We start from the raw sequence: 22,372 nt of genomic DNA, 5'->3' as shown, positions 1-22,372 counted from the left end.
CAGCCCATGACAGCGAGCGAATGACAGCAACAGCCCCACCCCCGGCCGCATCGGCGCCGCGGGCCACTCCCGTACCCCGCGTGCCGCTCCTCAACCGCCGAGGCGCCCTCCCGGTTGGCATCGCGGTGGTCCTCGGCCTCGCCGTGCTCTCCCTCTTCGTGGGCGCCTACGACATCGCGGGCAACGAGTTCGGCGGCGAGATGATCTGGATCTCCCGCGTCCCCCGCACCGTCTCCCTCGTGCTGGCCGGATGCGCCATGAGCGTCTCCGGCCTCATCCTGCAGCTCCTCACCCAGAACCGCTTCGTCGAGCCCACCACGACGGGCACCACCGAGTGGTCGGCGCTCGGCCTGCTCGTGAGCTACATCCTCGTCCCGGCAGCCGGCCTCACGACGCGCATGGTCATGGCGAGCGCTTCCGCCTTCATCGGCACCATGGTGTTCCTCGCCGTGCTGCGCCGAGTCGCCCTCCGCTCGGCCCTCATCGTGCCCCTCATCGGCATCATGCTCGGCGCCGTCGTCTCCGCCTTCACCACCTGGCTCGCGATCGAGACAAACTACCTGCAGATGCTCGGCACCTGGTTCATGGGCAGCTTCACGAGCGTCGTGCGCGGCCGCTACGAGGTGCTGTGGATCGTCGCCATCATCGTCGTCATCGCCTACTTCGTCGCCGACCGCTTCACCGTCGCCGGCCTCGGCAAGGACATCGCCACGAACTTCGGCGTCAACTACAACCTCGTCATGTTCATCGGCACCGCGCTCGTCGCCATCGCGACCGGCGTCACGACCGTCGTCGTCGGCTTCCTTCCGTTCCTCGGGCTCATCGTGCCGAACCTCGTCTCCATGGCCCGCGGCGACAACCTCAGGTCGAACCTGCCGTGGGTGTGCGTGCTCGGCGTCGGCATCATCATCGTCTGCGACATCATCGGCCGCGTCATCCGCATGCCCTTCGAGCTGCCCGTCTCGATGATCCTCGGCATGGTCGGCGCCGCCGTCTTCATCACCCTCCTGCTCCGGATGCGGCGCGATGGCTGACACCGTGCCCCGCTTCCCGAGATCTACGTCCCGCCGCGTCGGCGACAAGGTCAGCGACGCCTCCAAGCCCGCCAAGCCTCCCCGCCCGTGGCTGCGGTTCAGCATCCTCGGCGCGCTCGTCGTGCTCTCGGCCGTCGGCGTGCTCACCTACGACATCGCCATGGAGCCGGGCAGCCGCGGCTTCTGGCTCGCCGTGAACCTGCGTGTCGTCACGGTCGCGACCGTCATCATCGTCGCCGCCTGCCAGGCCGTCGCCACGGTCCTCTTCCACACCGCGACCGGCAACCGCATCCTGACCCCCTCGATCATGGGGTTCGACGCGATCTACGTCGTCTTCCAGACCGCCCTCGTGTTCTTCCTCGGCGGTGCCGCACTCGCCTCGACCGACGGCCTCCCCAAGGTGTTCCTGCAGAGCTTCCTCATGGTCGGCTTCGCAACCGTGCTCTACACGTGGCTCTTCTCCGGCAAGCGCGGCAACCTGCACATCATGCTGCTCATCGGCGTCGTCTTCGGCGTGGGCTTCGGCTCGCTCTCGACGTTCATGCAGCGCCTCCTCACGCCGAGCGAGTTCGACGTGCTCTCAGCGAAGCTCTTCGGCAACCTCAGCAACTCGAACCCCGAGTACCTGCCGTGGGCGGCGATCATCATCGCGGTCGTGCTCGCCTTCATCTGGCGCACCAGGAACACCCTCGACGTGCTCGCCCTCGGCCGCGACACCGCCGTCAACCTCGGCGTCGCCTACAAGCGCAAGGTCACGGTGCTGCTCATCCTGACGGCCGTGCTCATCTCCATCTCGACGACCCTCGTCGGCCCCATGACGTTCTTCGGCTTCATCGTCGCGACCCTCGCCTACCAGCTGACCGGGTCGTCGCAGCACAAGCACGTCATCCCGTTCGCGATGCTCCTCGGCATGCTCACCCTGCTCGGCGGGTACTTCGTGCTGCGCCACGTGTTCTACGCGGCCGGCACCCTCTCGATCATCATCGAGTTCGTCGGCGGCCTCTTCTTCATCTGTTACCTATTACGTAAAGGTGCGCTGTGACTCCGCTTAGCTACCTGCTCCGAAAGGGCGCCCTGTGATCTCGCTCTCGAACGTCACCAAGACCTACGGCAAGGCGACCGTGCTCGGGCCCGTCACGCTCGACATCCCCGCCGGCGGCATCACCGCCCTCGTCGGCCCGAACGGCGCCGGCAAGTCGACGCTGCTCACGATCGTCGGCAGGCTGACGGATGCGAGCACCGGCACGGTCACGGTCGGCGGCCACGACGTGACGAAGGCGAAGAGCCGCGACCTCGCGAAGGTCGTCTCGATCCTCCGCCAGGAGAACCACTTCGTCACCCGCCTCACGGTGCGCGAGCTCGTCGGCTTCGGCCGCTTCCCCCACTCGCAGGGGCGGCTCACACCAGACGACAAGCAGCACATCGACCGGGCCATCGAGTTCCTCGACCTCACGGCCCTCGAGAACCGCTACCTCGACCAGCTCTCCGGCGGGCAACGGCAGCGTGCCTACGTCGCCATGGTGCTCGCACAGGACACCGACTACATCCTCCTCGACGAGCCGCTCAACAACCTCGACATGAAGCACGCCGTCGCCATGATGGGCCAGCTTCGTCGGGCCGCGGATGAGCTCGGCAAGACGTTCGTGATCGTCATCCACGACATCAACTTCGCCGCCGCCTACGCCGACAACATCATCGCCCTCACCGACGGGCAGCTCGCGCACTCCGGCAGCCCGAAGGACCTCATGACGACCGAGACCCTCGAGCACGTCTTCGGCACCCCCATCGAGGTGCGCCACGACGGCGACTACCCGCTCGCCGTCTACTACCGCTGAGCCGCGGCCCACCCAAACCGCACTCGACACGCAGCGATCCACCCCATCCACCTCCACGGAAGTCGACTCCCATGCACTCATCCCCGACACGGAGGGCATCGGCCCTCATCGCCTCCGCCACCCTCACCGGCCTGCTCCTCGCCGGATGCGCGACCGGCGCCGCGGAGACCCCCGCATCCGGGGACAACGAGGGCGGAGCATCCGCGACCCGCTCCGTCGAGCACGCCAGAGGCACGGCCGCGGTCCCCGCCGACCCGCAGCGCGTCGTGGTCCTCGAGCCCGTCGAGCTCGACACGGCCGTCGCGCTCGGCGTGACCCCGGTCGGTGCGGCCGTCGCCAGCAACGTCGCGGGCATCCCCGAATACCTCGGCGTCGACGGCGTCGAACCCGTCGGTACGGTGCCGGAACCCGACCTCGAGGCCATCGCCGCTCTGAAGCCCGACCTCATCCTCGGCACCGAATCCCGCCACTCGAAGCTCTACGACCAGCTCGGAGCCATCGCGCCGACCGTGTTCATGGCCACGCAGGCCGACCCGTGGCAGGAGAACGTGCTCCTCATCGGCGAGGCGCTGGGACAGCAGGACGAGGCCCAGGAACTCCTCACCGGCTTCAACGACCGCTGCGAGGAGATCAAGAGCCAGACGGGATCGGCAGGGAAGACCGCCAACCTCATCCGGCCGCGCGACGAGACGATGCTCAGTCTCTACGGCCCCACGTCGTTCGCTGGCGGGGCGCTCGAATGCGCCGGGCTCACCATTCCCGAGCAGCAGTGGGAGGACGGACTGCAGGCTGACATCTCGCCGGAGAACATCCTCGAGGCCAAGGCCGACTACGTCTTCGTGACGACGGCAGACGTCGAGGACGCGTCGACCGTGCCGACCGCGATCACCCAGAACGCCACCGAGTTCCCGTCCGTCACCCTCGTCGACACGAGCTACTGGGTCTCCGGCGTCGGCCCCAAGGGTGGAGCCCTGGTGCTCGACGACATCGAGCGCTTCCTCGCAGCGCAGCAGTGACGCTCGCCCACGCCGACCACGCGCCGAGGCCGCTCGGCGTGAACGGGCGAAGCCGAGCATCCCTCGGCCTCGCCGCCCTCGCGGTGCTGCTCGTGATCTCGGTCGTGCTCTCCCTCATGGTCGGCTCGAACTCGCTCCCGCCGCACGTCGTCCTCGACGTGCTGCGGGGCGGCGGCTCCTCCGAGGCCCGCTACGTCGTCGGCGAGCTCCGGGTGCCCCGCACAACGACGGGGATCATCGTGGGCGTCGCCCTCGGCGTCGCCGGCGCGCTGATCCAGGCGTTCACCCGCAACCCGCTCGCGGACCCCGGCATCCTCGGCGTCAACGCCGGAGCCGCATTCGCGATCGCCATCGGCGTCGCCGTCTTCGGTCTCCGCGACATCTCCTCGTTCGTGTGGCTCGGCTTCCTCGGCGCGCTCGCCGTGACCCTCGCCGTCTCCCTCATCGGTTCCGCCGGACGCGGACCCGCCGACCCCATCCGCCTCACCCTGGCCGGCGTCGCCATCGGCGCCGTCTTCTCCGGCATGACAACGGGCATGACCCTGAGCAACCCGGATGCGTTCGACCGGATGCGCTCGTGGAACGCTGGCTCGCTCCTCGGCAGGGGATTCGACGTCCTCCTGCCGGTCCTCCCCTTCATCGTCCTCGCGCTGATCGGCGCGCTGCTGCTCGCCCCCGGGCTCAACGCGCTTGCGCTCGGCGAGGACGTCGCGCGCGCGCAAGGAGCGAACGTCGCAGCCATCCGCGTGGGCGTGATCATCACCGTCACGGTGCTCGCCGGGGCCGCGACGGCTCTGGCCGGGCCGATCGCCTTTGTCGGCCTCATGGTGCCGCACGTCGCGAGGTGGGTGTTCGGCGTCGACCAGCGCGTGATCCTCACGATCTCCGTCGTGCTCGCCCCGGTCATCGTGCTCCTGTCGGATGTGCTCGGTCGAGTCCTCATCGCGCCAGCCGAGATCCCCGTCGGCATCGTCACCGCGTTCGTGGGCGCGCCCCTGCTCATCACCCTCGCACGACAGCGGAAGGCGAGCACCCTCTCATGAGCACCACCCGCATCCCGGACCGCGTCGACGTCGGCTACCGGCAGCTGCTCCTCACGGCCGGGCCCCTCGCGGTGCCCCTCCGCGTGCGGACCCTCGTCGTCGGCGCACTCACTGCCGCCGTTCTTCTCGTGCTCGGCATCGTCGCCCTCGGCCTCGGCACGTATCCGCTTGCCCCGGACGCCGTCGTGCGCGCCCTGCTCGGTGGCGGGGATGCGCTCGACCGCACGGTCGTCTACGAATGGCGCATGGCCAGGGTGGTGGCGGCCATCGTGCTCGGCGGATTCCTCGCGATCGCCGGAGCCCTCTTCCAGACGGTCACCAGGAACCCCCTCGCGAGTCCAGACATCCTCGGCCTGTCCAACGGCGCATTCACCGGGATGCTCGTGAGCGTCGTCGCCTTCTCAGCCTCGTGGCCGCTCGTGACCGCGGGCGCCGTGCTCGGCGGACTCGTCACGGCCCTCCTCATCTGGGGGCTCGCGCACGGGGGCGGCGCGCAGGGCTTCCGCCTCATCGTCATCGGCATCGGAATCTCGGCCATGCTCGCGTCCGTGAACACGTGGATGCTGCTCGAGGTCGAACTCGAGACCGCCATGTTCGCCTCCGCATGGGGAGCCGGCACCCTCAACGGAGTGACGGGTCCACCCCTCGCCGGTGCGATCGTCTGCGGCGTCCCGCTCCTCGCACTCCTCCTGCTGATGGCTCCCCAGCTGCGCCAGCTCGATCTCGGCGACGACGTGGCGGCCGCGACGGGAGCTCGGCCGCAGCTCGTGCGCGCCGTCGTGCTGCTCGCAGCCGTCGGCCTCGTGTCGATCTCCACCGCCGTCATCGGCCCTGTCGCCTTCGTCGCCCTCGCCGCCCCGCAGATCGCCCGCAGGATCGCGCGGACGCCGTACCTCTCCCTGCCACTCTCCGCGCTCGTCGGAGCCCTGCTGCTCCTCGGCTCCGACCTGATCGCACAGCACGTGCTTCCCGTCACGCTGCCCGTGGGCGTCGTCACCGTGTCCGTCGGCGGCCTCTACCTCATCGTCACCATCGTTCAGGAGATCCGCCGTCGTGCCTAGCCACCAGACCCCAGCTCCCGGTAGCCGAGACGAGCGCACACCGACCGACGCCGCCACCCCGGCTCGGGGCGCGCCACGCCTCGAAGCCGTGGACGTGACCCTCGGCTACGACGGCTCGCCCATCATCAGCGGGCTCAGCGCCGAGATCCCAGACGGATCCTTCACCGTCATCATCGGCCCGAACGCGTGCGGCAAGTCGACCCTGCTGCGTGGCCTCTCGCGGCTCCTCGCCCCCGAAGCCGGTCGGGTCGTGCTCGACGGCAAGGCGATCACGAGCATGCCGGCGAAGGACGTCGCGCGACGCCTCGGCCTCCTGCCGCAGTCGGCGCTCGCCCCGGACGGCATCACCGTCGCCGACCTCGTCGGACGCGGCCGGTTCGCGCACCAGCGCCTCCTCCGCCAGTGGACCTCAGCCGACGAGCGCGCCGTCCGCGACGCGCTCGACGCGACCGGCACCCTGCCGCTCGCGGCGCGACGCGTCGACGAGCTCTCCGGCGGCCAGCGGCAGCGCGTCTGGGTTGCCATGGTCCTCGCGCAGCAGACCGACCTCCTCCTCCTCGACGAGCCGACGACCTTCCTCGACATCGCCCACCAAGTGGAGCTCATGGAGCTCTTCGCGCACCTCAACCGCAGCGGCCGTACCATCGTGGCCGTGCTCCACGACCTCAACCACGCGGCGCGCTACGCCGACCACATCATCGCGATGCGCGACGGCCGCATCCTCGCGTCGGGAACGCCGAGCGAGGTGGTGACGAGCTCGCGGGTCGAGGAGATCTACGGCCTGCCGAACGTCGTCATCGAAGACCCCGTCACGGGTGGCCCACTCGTCGTGCCGCGCGGGGTGCCGTTCTCCCGGGAAGTGCGCGGCGCCGATGCGACCGGCGTACCGGCCTAGGAGCGCTCGAGCTCATCGATCCAGGCGCCGACGACGCCGCGCGCGGCGTCCGTGAGGCGGGGCGCGAGCTCGAGCGCATCCGCCCTGATCTCCCGCGGGTCGAGGTCGTGCATCGCCAGCTCGTAGGCGTTCGCGATGAGCCACGTCTCGACCATCTGCGGGTCGACCTCGAGGTGGAACTGGAGACCGAGCAGGTTCGGGCCAGCGGCGAAGGCCTGGTTCGGAAAGCCAGGGGTCTCCGCCAACCGGTCGGCGCCGGCGGGGATCTCGAACTGGTCGCCGTGCCAGTGCAGCACCGGCACGTCGCGCAGCCCTTCGAGCACCGATCCTGCTCCCGCTTCCGTGAGCGTCAGCGGCGAGAAGCCGATCTCGACCCCGCCCGTCGGCGCAACGGCGACCCCCATGGCCGCCGCCATGAGCTGGGCTCCCAGGCACACGCCGAGCGTCGGGCGGTTGGCCTCGACTCGCGCGGTGATCGCCGCGATCTCCGGCGCGAGGAACGGGTAGCGATCCGCATCCCCCACCCCGATCGGCCCGCCGAGCACCACGACGAGGTCGGCCGCGAGCAGCTCCCCCGCCGTGATCTCGTCCTGCCCGGCTTCCAGGTAGCGGATGCCGTACCCGCGCTCGGTGAGCACCTCACGGAGCAGGCCGAGGTCTTCGAAGACCACGTGGCGGACGACGAGGGCGGTGGGCGACACGGCGGGCTCCTTCAAGGGCGGTTCGGGGTGGAACGTTGGATGCACCGATTCGCTCGGCGCGGCAGAGCGTCGGACGCGATGTTCGGATCAGATCGTCGGCTCAGGCGCGATGCGCGCGTAGGCGGCCAGCACGGTGCGCTCCGACCGCACGAGGTACTCGTCGAGTGCCTGCGCAGCGCCTTCTGTATCTCCCGCGGTGTGGAGCTCGAGCACACGCTGGTTGAGCTCGATGTACGGGGCGTGCAGGTACTCGAGGTCCTCGAGGAACCCGAACGCGAGACGCAGCTCGGCGGAGACGTTCGCATAGACGCGGTCGAGCCGCTCGCTGTCCGCGAGCCCGACGATCGCCGTGTGGAACTCCATGTTGGCGGTGCCGACGGCGGCCCAGTCGCCGGCCTCGCGCCCCACGAGCGCACGTTCGACGGCCTCGCGCATCCGCGCGCCCGCCGGGTGTCGGCCGGGGGCCGCGCGCAGGGCCTGCACCTCGATCATGCGTCGCACCCGGTAGATGTCGAGGATGGATGCGAGCGAGGGGATGGCGACGAAGACGCCGGCATTGGGGCGGCGGGTGAGCAGCCGCTCCGCCGTGAGCATGCGGAACGCCTCGCGGAGGGTGTTGCGCGAGACCTCGAGCCGCTCCGTCATCGCGCTCTCCGAGAGGCGCTGGCCGGGGGCGATCTCGCCCGCGACGATCATCTGGCGGAGGCTCGAGGCCGCCCGTTCGGCCCTGTCGAGGGTCTCGTCGGCTGCGTTCACGCTTCGAACTCTACCGGCGAGCTCGGGCCCCGAGCTCGTCGATCTGACTCCGGAAACAACCCCGATACATCTTGTAACAAGACATTTACGCGTCTATCGTTGAACAATCTGTTGCTCAGCGTTGAACAACCGTAGGGTTGCCGCAATCACTCGCTGCTCCCCTACCGAACTGGAACGAGTCATGTCCTCTACACCTCCTCCCGCATCATCGGCCTCCCCCGCCAGCTCTGCCGCCGCCGCCGACGAGGCGAGCACCCCCGAGAAGCTCAAGCACTACGCGAAGGCGCGCCGCAACTCGCTCATCGGCGCCCTCTTCCTCATGGCCACGTCGGCCATCGGCCCCGGCTTCATCACGCAGACCGCGACCTTCACCCAGCAGCTGGGTGCCGCCTTCGCCTTCGGCATCCTCATCTCGGTGCTCATCGACCTCGCCGTGCAGCTCAACATCTGGCGCATGATCACGCTCTCCGGGAAGCGCGCGAGCGACCTCGCGAACGACGCCCTGCCGGGCAGCGGCTACGTCCTCGCCGTGCTCATCGTCATCGGCGGGCTCGTCTTCAACATCGGGAACATCGGCGGCGCTGGGCTCGGCCTCAACGTGCTGCTCGGCCTCGACGTGAAGATCGGCGCCGTCATCAGCGCCGCCATCGCCATCGCCATCTTCCTCATCAAGCGCGCCGGCATCGTGATGGATCGGGTCGTCATCGTCGCGGGCCTCGCGATGATCGTGCTCACGGTCATCGTCGCCATCGTGGCCCAGCCGCCCGTCGGCGACGCCCTCCGCCAGACGATCCTCCCCGACACCATCAACTTCGCGACCATCACGACGATCGTCGGAGGCACCGTCGGCGGCTACATCGTCTACTCGGGCGCTCACAAGCTCCTCGACTCCGGCAACGCCGGCCCCGAGCACATCAAGCAGGTCAACCGCGCCGCCGTGACCGGCATCGTCATCACCGGCATCATGCGCTACGTGCTGTTCCTCGCGATCCTGGGCGTCGTCGCAAGCGGCGTCGTCCTCGACACGACCCTCAACCCCGCCGCGGACGCCTTCCAGGCCGCCGCCGGCGAAGCCGGCTTCCGCATCTTCGGCGCCATCTTCTGGCTCGCCGCCCTCACGAGCATCATCGGCGCCGCCTACACGTCGGTGTCGTTCCTGCCCGTCTTCTCGAAGCGCATCGCCGGCCGCGCCGCCGACTTCTGGACCGTCGGCTTCATCGTCTTCTCGCTCGCCGTCTACCTCTCCATCGGCACGCCGCCGGCCACCCTGCTCGTGTTCGTCGGCGGCTTCAACGGCCTCATCCTGCCCATCGGCCTCACGCTGTTCATGTACATCGGCTGGTTCCGCCCGTCGAAGCTCGGCGGCGCGAAGTACCCGAAGTGGCTGCTCATCATCGGCACGCTCGCGACGGTCATCACCTGGTACATGGCGGTCAACGCGGTCGGACCGATCTTCGACCTCCTCAACACCTGATCCGCATCCCCGAGCGAAAGGCTGACCACATGAACGCACGTGCCATCGACCTCAACAGCGACCTCGGCGAGGGCTTCGGCCGCTGGACCCTCGGCGACGACCAGGAGATGCTCGGCATCGTCACGAGCGCCAACGTCGCCTGCGGCTTCCACGCCGGCGACCCCCGCGCCATCCGCTCCACCGTCACGGGGGCGGCGGATGCGGGGGTCGCGATCGGCGCCCACGTCGGCTACCGCGACCTGGCCGGCTTCGGGCGGCGCAACATCGACGTCGCCTCCGACGACCTCGTGGCCGACGTCATCTACCAGATCGGCGCGCTCCAGGCCCTCGCGGCAGCCGAGGGGACCAGCGTCAGCTACGTGAAGCCGCACGGTGCCCTCTACAACACGATCGTGCACGACGAGCGTCAGGCAGCCGACGTCGTCGAGGCCGTGCGCCTCGTCGACCCGACCCTCGTGCTCCTCGGCATGCCGGGATCGGCCGTGCTCCGACTCGCGACCGAGGCGGGCATCCCCACCGCGATCGAGGCGTTCGCCGACCGCGCGTACACGCCGCAGGGCACCCTCGTCTCCCGACGGGAGCCGGGTGCCGTGCTGCACGACGTCGACGAGGTCGCGAAGCGCATGGTGCGCCTCGCGACCGATGGCCTTCTCGAGGCCATCGATGGCAGCATGCTCGAACTTCGCGCCGACTCGATCTGCGTGCACGGCGACAGTCCGGGAGCCACCGACATGGCCAAGCAGGTGCGGCTTGCGCTCACCGAGGCCGGCGTGGAGCTGCGCCCCTTCGCGGCGGCGGCCGCGGCCACCACGTCCACGACCGCGAGGAGCTGAGCTCACCCCATGAGAGTCCTCACCGCCCGCGACGACGCGGTCCTCATCGAGTGCGACAGCCTCGACGAGACGATCGCGCTCTTCGATGCCATGACCGCCCTGCGCATCCCCGGAGTCGGCGAGATGGTGCCGGGTGCCCGCACCCTGCTCGTCCCGTTCCGACCCGCACGGGTCACCGCCCAGGAGATCGAAGCCGCCGCCCGCGCGGCCGACCTCAGCGGCGTGCGAGCGGGCACGCCGCGACGCCTCGACATCCCGACGCGGTACGACGGTGAGGACCTCGCGGAGGTCGCCGAGCTCCTCGGCATCTCCGCCGACGAAGTCGTGCGTCGCCACACGAACTCGACCTTCACGGTCGGGTTCGTGGGCTTCGCGCCCGGCTTCGCCTATCTGACGGGAGACGACCCGCTGCTCGACGTGCCGCGCCGGTCGACACCGCGCACCCGCATCCCCGCCGGCTCGGTCGCCCTCGCAGGCACCTACAGCGGCGTCTACCCGCGCGAGAGCCCCGGCGGCTGGCAGCTCATCGGCACCACGGAGGTCCCCATGTGGGACCTGGCACGGGACCCCGCCGCCTTCATGGCACCGGGCGACGTCGTCACCTTCAGCGTCGACCCCGCGACGGAGCGGGCCCGCTCGACCGTGAGCGCTGAACACGCGAGCGCACCAGAGCCGGCCGAGCTGGCGCAACCCGAAGCCGCCGACCGCGCTTCCGCCCTCGAAGTGCGCTCCCCCGGCCTGCAGACCCTGTTCCAGGACCTCGGGCGAGACGGCTACGCCAGCATGGGCGTCTCGGCCTCCGGCGCACTGGATGCGCCCGCCCACCGGCAGGCGAACCGACTCGTCGGCAACAGCCCGGGCGAACCGACGCTGGAAGTCGCATACGGCGGCTTGCGCCTGCGGGCGCACGGACCGCAGGTCGTGGCCATCGCCGGTGCCGAGGTCGAGGTCACGGTCGACGGCGCCCTCCCGCGCACCGTGCCGTTCGGCGCCGCCTTCGCCCTCGACGACGGTGACGAACTGCAGCTCGGCTCGCCCACCGCCGGCGTGCGCAGCTACCTCGCGGTGCGCGGTGGATTCGATGCCAAGCCCGTGCTGGAGAGCCTCGCGACCGACCTGCTCGCCGGACTCGGCCCCGACCCGCTCGCGACCGGTGACGTCCTCGGCGTCCGCGACCCCGCGGCCCCCCTCGCCCCGGTGACGTCCGTCGCCGACGAGATGCACCAGGACCTGCCTGCAGCCGGTGGCGACAGCATCGAGCTGCGCATCGTGCTCGGACCGCGCGACGACTGGTTCTCCGCCGAGGAGATCACCCGCTTCACGAGCCAGGAGTGGCGCGTGACACCGCAGTCGAACCGCGTCGGCGTGCGCCTCGAGGGCGACGCCCTCACCCGCGCCAAGAGCGGCGAGCTGCCAAGCGAGGGCTGCGTCAGCGGGGCCCTGCAGATGTCGCCGAGCGGGCAGCCCGTGCTCTTCCTCGCCGACCACCCCCTCACGGGCGGCTACCCCGTGCTCGGCGCCGTCATCACCGACGACCTGCCCCTCGCTGGCCAGCTGCCCGTCGGAGCGACGGTGCGTTTCCGCATCGTCGACCCGCGCACCCACCAACCACGCACCCACCCTCCACGCACCCAGACCTCAGGAGAACTCCGATGACCCGCATCAGCAAGGTCCTCATCGCGAACCGCGGCGAGATCGCGGGGCGCGTCGCCCGCGCCTGCGCCGACTACGGGGTCGCATCCGTCGCCGTCTACGCCGACTCCGACGCCGACGCCCTGCACGTGCGCCTCGCCGACGAGGCCGTGCCGCTCGAGGGCGCGACCTCGAAAGAGACCTACCTCGACGCCGAGAAGCTCCTCGCCGCGGCCAAGGCGACGGGTGCCGACGCCGTGCACCCCGGCTACGGCTTCCTCTCGGAGAACGCCGACTTCGCGCGCGCCGTCGAGTCCGCCGGCCTCGTCTGGATCGGGCCGCCGCCAGCGGCCATCGAGCTCCTCGGCGACAAGATCTCCGCCCGCCGCCTCGCCGAGCGGGTCGGCGCGCCGCTCGTCGCCGGCACGAGCGGCCCCGTCGACTCCCCCGCGGAGGCGAGCGCCTTCGCCGAGGAGCACGGCCTCCCCATCGCCATCAAGGCCGCGTTCGGCGGTGGCGGCCGCGGCCTCCGCGTCGCGCGCCGACTCGACGAGGTCGAGGAGCTCTTCGCTGCAGCAGGTCGCGAGGCCGTCGCCGCCTTCGGCCGCGGCGAGTGCTTCGTCGAGCAGTTCCTCGAGTCCCCTCGACACATCGAGGCCCAGGTGATCGCCGACGAGCACGGCAACGTGGTGGTCGTCGGCACGCGCGACTGCTCGCTGCAGCGCCGCAACCAGAAGCTCGTCGAGGAGGCCCCAGCCCCCTTCCTGACCCCCGAGCAGCGGGAGCGCATCCACACCTCGGCCCGCGACATCTGCGCAGAGGCCGGCTACCGCAGTGCAGGCACGGTCGAGTTCCTCCTCGACGCGAACGGCGTCATCTCCTTCCTCGAGGTCAACACGCGCCTGCAGGTCGAGCACCCCGTCACCGAGGAGACCGCAGGCGTCGACCTCGTCGTGCAGCAGCTGCGCATCGCCGACGGGCTCGCGCTGGAGGCGTCCGAGTTCGAGCCGCGCGGGCACGCATTCGAGTTCCGCATCAACGCGGAGGACCCGGCGCGCGGCTTCCTGCCAGGGCCAGGCACCATCACGCTGTTCCGCGCGCCGTCTGGTCCAGGCGTGCGCATCGACACCGGCGTCGAGACCGGCTCGGTGGTCTCGGGCCAGTTCGACTCGATGCTCGCGAAGCTCATCGTCACAGGGGCCACCCGCGATGAGGCCCTGCGCCGCGCGCGCCGCGCGCTCGCCGAGTTCGAGGTCGAGGGCGTGCCGACGGTGCTGCCCTTCCACCGCGCCGTGCTCGACGACCCCGACTTCATCGGCGGCGAACGCGCCGACGGAGCGCCCGGCTTCGGCGTGCACACGCAGTGGATCGAGACGACCTTCGCCGAGCGAATCCCAGAGCAGTCGCTCTCCGTCGAGCCGACGGACCCATCCGTCGTGTCGACCTGGATCGAGCTCGACGGGCGACGCGTCGCCCTGCGCCTCCCGGCGACGCTCTTCGCTGCCGGTGGCTCGGCTGCCGCGACGTCGCCCGCCAGCACGGCAGGTCCTGCAGGGGCAGCGGATGCTGGCGGCGAGTCGGGCTCGTCGGTCACGGCCCCCATGGCAGGCACGCTCCTGCGCTGGCTCGTCGATGACGGCGCTGAGGTCGAGGCGGGCACCGCGGTCGCCGTGGTCGAGGCCATGAAGATGGAGACGCCCGTGCAGGTGAAGGATGCCGGCACCCTCCGCCACCGCACCGAGGCTGGCAGCCCGATCGCCGCCGGCGAGGTGCTCGCGGAGGTCGCCCAGGCGAGCTGAGCTCCGAGCTGCCGCGCCCGCGCCCACCATTCGATCGACTACCTCGAGTTCGGCGTCACCGACCTCGCCGTGGCCAAGCAGTTCTACGGCGACGCCTTCGGGTGGACGTTCAACGACTATGGCCCCGGCCCCACCTACGTCGGCATCCGTCGACCGGGTGGCGAGGAGACCGACGAGGTGGGCGGCTTCCGCCTCGACCCCCAGGTCACGCCAGGTGGCGCGCTTGTGCTCCTCTACTCCGAGGACCTCGAGGCGAGCGTCTCCCAGGTGCGTGCGGCGGGTGGGGAGATCGTCAGCGGACCGTACGAGTTCCCCGGCGGCCGACGCTTCCACTTCACCGACCCTGCTGGCAACGAGCTTGGCGTCTGGTCGACCTCCTAGCGCGTCCCGGTCGAGCTCTCGGGGGGGGATCGCTCGAGCTCGCTAGAGCGATGCCGCCTGCGCGGTGATGCTGGCTCGCACCTCGTCGAGCACCGCCATGATGGCGACCGACTCGTCGAGCGGCATGCGCGGGCTCTCGAGTTCTCCGGCGTGCAGGCAGCGCTCCACCTCGAGCGCCTGGAACTGCATGCCGCGACCAACGTGCTGCGGTCGGTCGAAGCGCAGCAGCTCACGCTGCGGCCTACCGCCGTCGTAGACCGTGAACGAGGTCGACGCGTAGAAGACCGCATCGATGTCGATCCACCCGTCGGTCCCGACGATGGCCGCGCGGTTCGAACCCGGTGCGTCCATGCGCGTGAGCGTCGCCGAGCTGCGACCAGCGCCGTGGCGCATCAGCACGGAGGCAGCGAGGTCGACCCCGAGGTCGGAGGCCTCGCCGTCGACGAGGATAGACGTGGCCGGCCCGAGCAGCTGCGAGGCCATCGAGATGCCGTACACCCCGAGGTCGGCCATGACTCCGCCGCCGAGCGAGGGGTCGCCGTGCCGGCTCCTCGGAGACACGTCGAGGTTCTGGAAGTGCGAGCTCGTGAAGCTCACGAGCTCGCCGATCGCCCCGCGCTCCAGCGCGTCGCCGATCGCGTCCGCTGTCGGCAGGAAGCGGGTCCACATCGCCTCCATCGCGAAGACGCCCTTGGCACGGGCGGCCGCGACGACGCGCTCCGCCTCAGCGGCCGTGCTGGTGAACGACTTCTCGACGAGCACGGGCTTGCCTGCCCCGATCGCGAGCAGCGCCTGCTCCGCGTGGAGCGTCTGCGGCGTCGCGATGTAGACCACATCCACGTGCGGGTCGGCGACGAGGTCCTCATAGCTGCCGTGAGAGGCGGGGATGGAGAACTGGGCGGCGAACGCAGCCGCCTTCGCGGCATCCCGCGAACCGACCGCGGCCACTTCGAGCCCCTGCGCCAGCAGGTCGGCCACGAAGGTCTTCGCGATGTTGCCTGCCCCGAGAATTCCCCACCGAACGCGCCTGGTCATCACCGGGAAGACTCTAGCGGCGCGACCGGCGAACCCGCCAGAGCTCGAGCCACGATGCCACACGCGAGAGCCGTCGTCCACGTTCTCCTGCTGGCCTCCGACCTAGCCGGAAGTGATCTAGCATTTCCCCGGGTTCGCGCAGGCGCGAATCGATCGCACGCCGTCAGGAGAATCCAATGCGCCAGCTCATCGTCACCGCCTTCGTCTCCGCCGACGGGGTCATGGAAGCCCCCGGAGGTGAAGAGGGCTACCGCAATTCCGGGTGGACCTGGCAGGGCATCGAATTCGACCCGGCCGCGTACACGATCAAGGGCACCGAGCAGCTCGAAGCCGGCGCGCTCCTCCTCGGCCGCAAGAGCTACGAGGCCTTCGCGCCGGTCTGGCCCGGCATGACCGAGGAGTTCCCGAAGTACAACTCGATGCCCCGCTACGTCGTCTCGACGACGCTCGAGGCTGACGACCCGCGGTGGCCCGCGACCGTGCTGCGCTCCATTGACGACGTCGCCGCGCTGAAGGAGGGCGACGGCGACCCGATCATCGTGCACGGCAGCGCCGAGCTCGGCCAGGCACTCGCCGACGCCGGACTCGTCGACCGTTACAACCTGCTGGTCTTCCCACTGCTCCTGGGTGGAGGCAGGCGGCTCTTCAGCGAGACCGACAAGGCCACCCAGCACCTCGATCTCGTCGAGCACGAGGTGTACTCGAACGGCATCCAGAAGCAGGTCTTCGACGTCGTCCGGTAGGGCGAGCGGATGCGTGCGGGACTCAGTCCGTGAGTCCCGCACGCCTCGCGAGCACCGCGGCCTCCATGCGCGACGCGACGCCGAGCTTCGCGAGCACACGGGAGACGTGGGTCTTCGCGGTCGACGCGCTGATGTGCATCCGCTGACCGATGCCGACGTTCGAGAGCCCCTCGCCGAGGGCGGCGAGGACCTCCCGCTCTCGGCTCGTGAGGTGCTCGATGCCGGCCACCGCCGGTGGCTCGGCGACCAGCGGGTCGCGCGTCTCCGCGAAGCGGTCGAGGAGGCGCCGCGTGACCTCAGGCGAGAGCGCACCGTCGCCCCTCGCCACCGCCTCGACAGCAGCCTGCAGCGCCGCGCCTGTCGTGGACTTCAGCAGGAACCCCGCCGCGCCGGCACGGACCGCGCCGAAGACGTACTCGTCGAGGTCGAAGGTGGTCAGCACGAGCACCTCAGACAGCGCGTCCGAGACGATCGTCCTCGTCGCCTCGATGCCGTCGGTGCCTGGCATGCGGACGTCCATGAGCACCACGTCTGGTCGGAGCGCCCGCGCGTTGCCGACCGCTGAGGCTCCGTCGGCGGCCTCGCCCACGACCTCGAAGCCGTGGGCCTCGAGCAGCAGCCGCAGGCCCGCCCTGATCGCGGCGTGATCGTCCGCGATGAGCACGCGCACTCGAGCCGCGCCGGCGTCGCCTCCCTGGCCTGCCCGGCCTGCCCCGGCGGCTCGGTCTGCTTCCCTCGCCCGATCTTCCTCGACCGGCCCGCCTGCTTCGTTCATGGCGCCCTCCCCGTGCGTGCATCGGCCCCGCGCTCCGCGTCCCCGGCGTTGCGGGGCACTCGTGCGCTGACGCGCCACCCTCGGCCGTCCGCGATGGGCCCAGCCTCGAGGCGCCCGCCGAGACGCTCGGCCCGCTCGCGGATCAGCCCGAGCCCGTTCCCGGTGCCCGGGGCGCCGTCGATGAGCGTGCCGCCCGTTGAGGTGACGACGACCGAGACAGCGTCGGCGTCCTCCGTGAAGCGCACCTCGAGCGCGGCACCCGGTGAGTGGCGCTCGGCGTTCGCGACCGCCTCTGCCACGACTCGCGCCAGCGCCTGCTCGGTCGCGGCGGATGCGCTCGGCACGTCCCCGACGAGGGTCGCGTCAACCGCCGCGACCGCTGCGACGATGGCGGGCACCTGGGCGAGGCGCGGCGCCGCCGTCACCTCACCGCCGAGGCCGGGCTCGCCGCTGCGCAGGATGAGGATCATCGACCGCATCTCGTCGAGTCCCTCAAGTGCGGAGGCGCGGACGGCATGCAGCGCGTCGGCCTCCCGGGGAGCCACCTCGGGCCCCGCGAGCGCCGCCTCCGAGGTGATCGCGATCGCCGAGAGATTCGCGGCGACGACGTCGTGGAGGTCGCGGGCCATGCGCTCGCGTTCAGCGCGCACTGCTTCTTCGCGTTCCAGCACGAGCAGGCGCTCGGCGTCGTCGGCGCGCGCCTCCTGCACGCGCGCCAGTTCGGCGCTCTGACGCACCGAGCTCGCCCACCACAGCGGGGTGCAGAGGATGGCGAGGGCCTGCAGACAGAAGAAGACCGCCTCCCGGAGCGATGCCCCGAGCAGCAGGGGCAGGGCGAACGCCGCCAGCACCGCCGCGCTGACGATCCCCTGCACGACGCGGAGCGCGCCCCTCGAGGCGAACCTCCCCACGACATACAGCGCGTCGAGCACCAGCACGACCACACCGAGCGCGCCGCCGACGACGAGTGTGAGCGTGGCCAGCACAACGCAGACGGTGAGCACGGCCACCGGAAACCTTCGCTTCTGCGTGAGCGCTGCCGCGCCGATCGCGATCGCGCCGAGCGTCGGACCGAGCTGCTCAGCGGAGTCGAAGAGCGCCAGCACGACGGCGATCGCCACGACGACAATGGTCGACGTCGTGTCCTCGTCGAGGTGCCGGATGCGCGTCTTCGCCGCTGCGAGCGTCCCGCCGGGTTCCGTCATGCGACCATCCCAGCACACGCCCACGCGCGCCGTGTCACCCGAACGATGTACCCGGTCGCCCGAGTGGACTTCGTTCGGGCGACGCGGCCCCGCACTCGTGCGAGGAATGGTTGCTGCATGACCACGGAACTGCTGCTCTCGCTCCTCGGACTCGCGCTCGTCGACAGCCTGAGTGCGGGCACGCTGCTCATCCCGATCTTCTTCCTGCTCGCGCCCGGCCGCGTCCGCCTCGGGCGCATGCTCACCTACCTGGGCACGATCGCCGGCTTCTACTTCGTCGTGGGGCTGGCGCTCACCGCGGGCGCATCCGCGTTCCTCGAGAGCACTGCCGCGGTGCTCGAGACGCCGACGGCCTACGCCGTGCAGCTGGTCCTCGGCGCGGGCCTGCTCGCGGTCGCCATCCTCATGCCGACGAAGAAGAAGGAGCCGCAGCGAGCGTCCGCAGAGGTCGCCCCTGCCGGGAGCGGCGCTCCTCCCGCACGCCCGACCCCGCAGTCCGGGCCGGCATCGGCCGTTCCCGGTCGCCTTGGTCGCTGGCGCGAGCGGGCGCTCGGCGGTGGCTCCCCGGCGACCGTCATCGTGCTCGCCCTCGCGGCTGGTCTGATCGAGCTGGCAACGATGATCCCCTATCTCGCGGCCGTCGGCCTGCTCACGAACTCGGGACTCGGCGTCTCCGGGTCGACGCCGCTGCTCGCCGCCTACTGCGTCGTCATGATCGTCCCGGCGCTGCTGCTCCTGCTGGGACGAGTCGCAGCGCGCCGCGTCGTCGAACCCACCCTGCGGCGACTCTCGGACTGGCTGAGCCGCAACGCCGCCGAGAACACCGCCTGGATCATCGGCATCGTCGGCTTCCTGCTTCTGCGCGACGCGCTCTCGCACTCCTCGGGCTTCGAGTTCTGGCCCTTCAACTCCTGACGCCGCCAACGATGCGGAGGATCAGCGAAGGCCTCCGCGGGAGGGTCAGCGCACGCTGAGCTCGATGAGCTGCGCCTCCACCGACTCTCGCAACGGCGCCCCGTCGAAGCGGCCGACCCGGTTGCCGTCGGCGTCGAGGAGCAGCACCGTGGGGGTGACGACGATGTCGTACGGCAGCACGAGCTCCGGGCGGATGCTCGTGTCCACTTCGGCGAGCACAACCCCCGCCGAGGTGGCGGCGACATCCTGCAGCATCCACCGCGTCACGGCGCATTCGGGGCTGTCCGGGGCGGTGAAGAGCACGATGGTCGCGCGGCGACCGGGGAGCACGCCCTCCGGCAGCAGTTCGAGGTCGATCTCGGACTGCTCGAGCTCCGGCTCCCCTTCGCCGTCGAAGCGACTCACGCCGCGTCTGGCGACCCAGCCGACCACGGCCACGATGAGCACAAGCGCCATGATCACGAGCAACACCACTGATGCGTCCACGCGGACAGCCTCGCATATCCGGAGGTCGAACGGTCGAGATTCCGAGCGCCCGACGCGGACACCCAAGCTCGAGAGCCAGCCACCCAATGGCCCCATCAGGTCGTCGATACCCCCTGCCAAGAATCCTGATCGGGTCGCGCGGCGCGAACGCGCACACTCGTCAGCGACCAGGCGAACCCCAACCAGAGAAGGACCCCATGTCTCGCATCCTCATGATCGTCACCGCGGCCGACAGCCTGCAGCTCTCGGACGGAAGCAGTCATCCGACCGGCTTCTGGGCGGAAGAGCTCGTCGTCGCGCACCAGCGCCTCTCGTCCGCCGGCCACAGCATTCGGTTCGCGACGCCAGGTGGGGCGGCCGCGCCCGTCGATCCGGGCTCCCTCCTGCCGAGCAACACCGGCGGCATGACACGAAGCGAGGAGCTCAGCTCCTACCTGGAGGGAATCGCGGACGCCCTCGCGCATCCGGAGGCGCTGGCCGGCATCGACGCGAGCGACTTCGATGCGCTGGTCCTGCCGGGCGGCCACGGTCCCATGGCCGACCTCGCCGACGACGAGGACCTCGGCCGACTCCTGACCGACGCCGATGCGGCGGGCACCTTCATCGCACCGTTCTGCCACGGCCCGGCCGGACTGCTCAGCGCGATCCGCGAGGACGGGACGTTCGTCTTCACCGGCCGAAACCTGACGGTGTTCACCGACGAGGAGGAGCGGACCGGCGGAACCGGCGCCGCCACTCCGTGGTTCGTCGCGACCCGCCTGGCCGAACGGGGAGCGGTGCTCTCCAACGGCCCCTCCTGGAGCAGCTTCGTGGTGCGTGACGGCAACCTGATCAGCGGACAGAATCCGCAGTCCAGCGACGCCGTCGCCGACGAGCTCCTCAGCGCACTGGCCGGCTCTTGACCAACTCGACCAGTGCGGCCGCGAAGCGCTCGACCGCGGGCTCTGTGGCTTCCGCACCGCGGCGCAGCGCGACGTAGACCGAGTTGAGCGGCGCGTAAGCGGGCTCGTGCAGGACCGCAAGCGTGCCCTGCTCGAGTTCGCGCCGGACAAGGTAGCCGGGCAGCACCGACATGCCAGCCCCGGCGAGCAGCGACGACCGGATCGCGACCAGATCGGGGACGATGGCTGCCACCGTCAAGGCGTCCGGCCTGCGGTCGAACACGGTCCGCCAATAGCGGCGCACGATCGGCAGGTGCCCCGCGTAGGCGATGAGCGGGATGCGCTCGAGCTCGACGAGCGCATCCCCGCTTGAGCTGGGCCGCCAGGACGGCGCTCCGACGAGCAGGAAGTCCTCGTCGAACAGGTGGAGGGCTCGAATCGTCTTCCCATGTGGGCGAACGGCGCTCACGACCACGTCGAGCTCGCCGGCCGCGAGCGCCTCCAGGAGTTCCTCGGCGAGGCCGAATCGCAGACTCACCGACGCTTCCACATTCGCGAGCAGCCTTGGCAGGCTCGGCGCGACGACCTCGCGGAGGAACTCGGCGGCGCCCCCGACCCGAAGCACGGCCGCACGGGCGTCGGCCAGCGACGGGTACAGCAGCTCGTCGAGGGCATCCACATGCGCCCCGGCCGTTCGGGCCAGTTCATGCGCCGCCGCGGTCGGCACGAGACGGGCGGACTCCCGATCGAAGAGCCGAATCCCCAGCTGGTCCTCCACGCTGCGAAGGTGCGCCGAGACGGTCGGCTGAGACAGGCCGAGCCACCGCGCCGCCTCCGACATCGAACCAGCCCGATACACCGCGACGACTGCTCGAAGATGGTCCAGACTCTGCGGCTTCATAGTTGAGATGATGCCAGCATGAAGACCTTCACACTCCCGCAGACCGACGTGCGCGCGTCCAGCATCGTCCTCGGCCAGATGCGCATCATGGACCTCGACGACGAGCAGCTGCGCACCCTGGTCGGCACGGCCCTCGACGCCGGCGTCAACGTCATCGACCACGCCGACATCTACGGCGGCGAACGCCACGCTTGCGAGCGTCGCTTCGGCGAAGCCATCCGCTTCTCCCCCGCCGAACGCGAGAACGTGCTCATCCAGTCAAAGGTCGGTATCCGCGAGGGCTACTTCGACTTCTCGGCCGAGCACATCATGCGCACCGTCGACGAATCGCTGGAGGCTCTCGGCACGGAGTACCTCGACGTGCTCCTCCTCCACCGCCCTGACACGCTCGTCGAGCCCGACGAGGTCGCGACGGCCTTCAGCGAGCTCCACAACCGCGGCAAGGTCCGCCACTTCGGCGTCTCCAACCACACGCCCGGGCAGGTCGAGCTGCTCAAGTCGGTCGTCGCGCAGCCGCTCATCATCAACCAGGTGCAGCTCAGCGTCACGCACGCCCCCATCATCGCGTCGGGTATCGCCGCCAACATGGTGGGCCTCGACCAGTCCATCGACCGAGACAACGGCATGCTCGACTACGCGCGCCTGAACGGCATCACGCTGCAGGCCTGGTCGCCGTTCCAGAAGGCGTTCTTCGACGGCGTCTTCATCGGCGACCGCGAGAACTTCGCGGACCTCAACGACGTCCTGGATGCGCTCGCAGAGAAGTACGGCGTCACGCCGACGGGCATCGCAACGGCCTGGATCACCCGACACCCCGCGAACATCCAGGTGGTGCTCGGCACGACGACCCCATCGCGCGTCGCAGAGTCGGCGGCTGGCTCCGACGTGCACCTCACGCGCGAGGAGTACTACCGCATCTTCACGGCGGCCGGCCACACGCTGCCGTAGCCAGCTCCGCCCGCGCGAGGCCT

The 22,372-nt window shown here is 70.4% G+C and carries 23 protein-coding genes; 16 read left to right on the top strand and 7 right to left on the bottom strand.

Annotated features, from left to right (window positions below):
- Nucleotides 1–20: 20 nt before the first annotated feature.
- The 7 genes from F8O03_RS07380 to F8O03_RS07350 all read left to right on the top strand — a co-directional run bounded on the left by F8O03_RS07380 (nucleotide 21) and on the right by F8O03_RS07350 (nucleotide 6,884).
- Nucleotides 21–1,034, top strand: coding sequence for an ABC transporter permease (locus F8O03_RS07380; protein WP_151423303.1), 1,014 nt, complete (start codon nucleotides 21–23; stop codon nucleotides 1,032–1,034).
- Nucleotides 1,027–2,076 carry an iron chelate uptake ABC transporter family permease subunit gene (locus tag F8O03_RS07375; protein WP_151423302.1) on the top strand — a complete coding sequence of 350 codons (1,050 nt, stop codon included), beginning with the start codon at nucleotides 1,027–1,029 and terminating at the stop codon, nucleotides 2,074–2,076. The genes F8O03_RS07380 and F8O03_RS07375 overlap by 8 nt, the downstream gene beginning before the upstream one ends.
- Nucleotides 2,077–2,110: 34 nt before the next feature.
- Nucleotides 2,111–2,869: an iron ABC transporter ATP-binding protein gene (locus F8O03_RS07370; protein ID WP_151423301.1), complete on the top strand. Its 759-nt coding sequence runs from the start codon at nucleotides 2,111–2,113 to the stop codon at nucleotides 2,867–2,869.
- A gap of 71 nt (nucleotides 2,870–2,940) precedes the next feature.
- Nucleotides 2,941–3,885, top strand: a complete 945-nt coding sequence (locus F8O03_RS07365) for an ABC transporter substrate-binding protein (protein ID WP_151423300.1) — start codon at nucleotides 2,941–2,943, stop codon at nucleotides 3,883–3,885.
- A complete protein-coding gene (locus F8O03_RS07360) occupies nucleotides 3,882–4,928 on the top strand; it encodes an iron chelate uptake ABC transporter family permease subunit (protein ID WP_244296031.1) in 1,047 nt (348 codons plus the stop codon). Before F8O03_RS07365 ends, F8O03_RS07360 begins: the two co-directional genes overlap by 4 nt.
- Complete coding sequence (locus tag F8O03_RS07355; RefSeq protein ID WP_151423298.1) at nucleotides 4,925–5,989, top strand: FecCD family ABC transporter permease; 1,065 nt, start codon at nucleotides 4,925–4,927, stop codon at nucleotides 5,987–5,989. The genes F8O03_RS07360 and F8O03_RS07355 overlap by 4 nt, the downstream gene beginning before the upstream one ends.
- Nucleotides 5,982–6,884 (top strand): ABC transporter ATP-binding protein, encoded by a 903-nt coding sequence (locus F8O03_RS07350; protein WP_208851819.1) that lies wholly within the window; start codon nucleotides 5,982–5,984, stop codon nucleotides 6,882–6,884. Before F8O03_RS07355 ends, F8O03_RS07350 begins: the two co-directional genes overlap by 8 nt.
- On the opposite strand, the gene F8O03_RS07345 is transcribed toward F8O03_RS07350, so the two are convergent.
- Nucleotides 6,881–7,585 carry a glutamine amidotransferase gene (locus tag F8O03_RS07345; RefSeq protein WP_151423297.1) on the bottom strand — a complete coding sequence of 235 codons (705 nt, stop codon included), beginning with the start codon at nucleotides 7,583–7,585 and terminating at the stop codon, nucleotides 6,881–6,883. The genes F8O03_RS07350 and F8O03_RS07345 overlap by 4 nt on opposite strands.
- A gap of 87 nt (nucleotides 7,586–7,672) precedes the next feature.
- The gene (locus F8O03_RS07340; RefSeq protein WP_151423296.1) at nucleotides 7,673–8,341 is read right to left on the bottom strand and encodes a GntR family transcriptional regulator; all 669 of its coding nucleotides are present in this window, start codon (nucleotides 8,339–8,341) and stop codon (nucleotides 7,673–7,675) included.
- A 181-nt stretch (nucleotides 8,342–8,522) separates the two neighbouring features.
- Here F8O03_RS07340 and F8O03_RS07335 point away from each other — a divergent pair, with 181 nt between their 5' ends.
- Genes F8O03_RS07335 through F8O03_RS07315 form a run of 5 tightly spaced genes read left to right on the top strand, consistent with a single transcriptional unit; the run spans nucleotide 8,523 to nucleotide 14,460 of the window.
- A complete protein-coding gene (locus tag F8O03_RS07335) occupies nucleotides 8,523–9,815 on the top strand; it encodes an NRAMP family divalent metal transporter (RefSeq protein WP_151423295.1) in 1,293 nt (430 codons plus the stop codon).
- A 29-nt stretch (nucleotides 9,816–9,844) separates the two neighbouring features.
- Entirely contained in the window at nucleotides 9,845–10,648 is an 804-nt protein-coding gene (locus F8O03_RS07330; RefSeq protein WP_151423294.1) for a LamB/YcsF family protein, read from the top strand.
- A 9-nt stretch (nucleotides 10,649–10,657) separates the two neighbouring features.
- Nucleotides 10,658–12,304 carry a 5-oxoprolinase subunit B/C family protein gene (locus F8O03_RS07325; RefSeq protein ID WP_151423293.1) on the top strand — a complete coding sequence of 549 codons (1,647 nt, stop codon included), beginning with the start codon at nucleotides 10,658–10,660 and terminating at the stop codon, nucleotides 12,302–12,304.
- The gene (locus tag F8O03_RS07320; protein ID WP_244296028.1) at nucleotides 12,301–14,079 is read left to right on the top strand and encodes an acetyl/propionyl/methylcrotonyl-CoA carboxylase subunit alpha; all 1,779 of its coding nucleotides are present in this window, start codon (nucleotides 12,301–12,303) and stop codon (nucleotides 14,077–14,079) included. The genes F8O03_RS07325 and F8O03_RS07320 overlap by 4 nt, the downstream gene beginning before the upstream one ends.
- Nucleotides 14,080–14,112: 33 nt before the next feature.
- Nucleotides 14,113–14,460, top strand: a complete 348-nt coding sequence (locus F8O03_RS07315; protein ID WP_151423292.1) for a VOC family protein — start codon at nucleotides 14,113–14,115, stop codon at nucleotides 14,458–14,460.
- A gap of 42 nt (nucleotides 14,461–14,502) precedes the next feature.
- Here the strand turns inward: F8O03_RS07315 and F8O03_RS07310 are convergent, their stop codons facing one another.
- Entirely contained in the window at nucleotides 14,503–15,495 is a 993-nt protein-coding gene (locus F8O03_RS07310; RefSeq protein WP_151423626.1) for a Gfo/Idh/MocA family protein, read from the bottom strand.
- A 176-nt stretch (nucleotides 15,496–15,671) separates the two neighbouring features.
- Here F8O03_RS07310 and F8O03_RS07305 point away from each other — a divergent pair, with 176 nt between their 5' ends.
- Nucleotides 15,672–16,238: a dihydrofolate reductase family protein gene (locus F8O03_RS07305; RefSeq protein WP_151423291.1), complete on the top strand. Its 567-nt coding sequence runs from the start codon at nucleotides 15,672–15,674 to the stop codon at nucleotides 16,236–16,238.
- A 22-nt stretch (nucleotides 16,239–16,260) separates the two neighbouring features.
- Here the strand turns inward: F8O03_RS07305 and F8O03_RS07300 are convergent, their stop codons facing one another.
- Both F8O03_RS07300 and F8O03_RS07295 read right to left on the bottom strand, forming a co-directional pair.
- On the bottom strand, nucleotides 16,261–17,013 hold the full coding sequence (locus F8O03_RS07300; RefSeq protein WP_151423290.1) for a response regulator: 753 nt from the start codon (nucleotides 17,011–17,013) through the stop codon (nucleotides 16,261–16,263).
- Nucleotides 17,010–18,218: a sensor histidine kinase gene (locus F8O03_RS07295; RefSeq protein ID WP_151423289.1), complete on the bottom strand. Its 1,209-nt coding sequence runs from the start codon at nucleotides 18,216–18,218 to the stop codon at nucleotides 17,010–17,012. Before F8O03_RS07295 ends, F8O03_RS07300 begins: the two co-directional genes overlap by 4 nt.
- A gap of 117 nt (nucleotides 18,219–18,335) precedes the next feature.
- Here F8O03_RS07295 and F8O03_RS07290 point away from each other — a divergent pair, with 117 nt between their 5' ends.
- Nucleotides 18,336–19,133, top strand: coding sequence for a GAP family protein (locus F8O03_RS07290; RefSeq protein ID WP_151423288.1), 798 nt, complete (start codon nucleotides 18,336–18,338; stop codon nucleotides 19,131–19,133).
- A 45-nt stretch (nucleotides 19,134–19,178) separates the two neighbouring features.
- On the opposite strand, the gene F8O03_RS07285 is transcribed toward F8O03_RS07290, so the two are convergent.
- Nucleotides 19,179–19,619 (bottom strand): thioredoxin family protein, encoded by a 441-nt coding sequence (locus tag F8O03_RS07285; RefSeq protein WP_104252705.1) that lies wholly within the window; start codon nucleotides 19,617–19,619, stop codon nucleotides 19,179–19,181.
- A gap of 197 nt (nucleotides 19,620–19,816) precedes the next feature.
- Here F8O03_RS07285 and F8O03_RS07280 point away from each other — a divergent pair, with 197 nt between their 5' ends.
- A complete protein-coding gene (locus F8O03_RS07280; RefSeq protein WP_151423287.1) occupies nucleotides 19,817–20,521 on the top strand; it encodes a type 1 glutamine amidotransferase domain-containing protein in 705 nt (234 codons plus the stop codon).
- Here the strand turns inward: F8O03_RS07280 and F8O03_RS07275 are convergent.
- Entirely contained in the window at nucleotides 20,499–21,401 is a 903-nt protein-coding gene (locus F8O03_RS07275; RefSeq protein WP_151423286.1) for a LysR family transcriptional regulator, read from the bottom strand. The two genes, F8O03_RS07280 and F8O03_RS07275, sit on opposite strands and share 23 nt — an antisense overlap.
- A gap of 18 nt (nucleotides 21,402–21,419) precedes the next feature.
- Here F8O03_RS07275 and F8O03_RS07270 point away from each other — a divergent pair, with 18 nt between their 5' ends.
- Complete coding sequence (locus tag F8O03_RS07270) at nucleotides 21,420–22,349, top strand: aldo/keto reductase (RefSeq protein WP_151423285.1); 930 nt, start codon at nucleotides 21,420–21,422, stop codon at nucleotides 22,347–22,349.
- Nucleotides 22,350–22,372 lie beyond the last annotated feature (23 nt).

Source organism: Pseudoclavibacter terrae, assembly GCF_008831075.1.
In the GTDB taxonomy this organism is placed as follows: Bacteria; Actinomycetota; Actinomycetes; order Actinomycetales; family Microbacteriaceae; genus Pseudoclavibacter; species Pseudoclavibacter terrae.
Note: the sequence above shows the minus strand (reverse complement) of the source record. Positions and strands in the feature narration are given on the sequence as shown.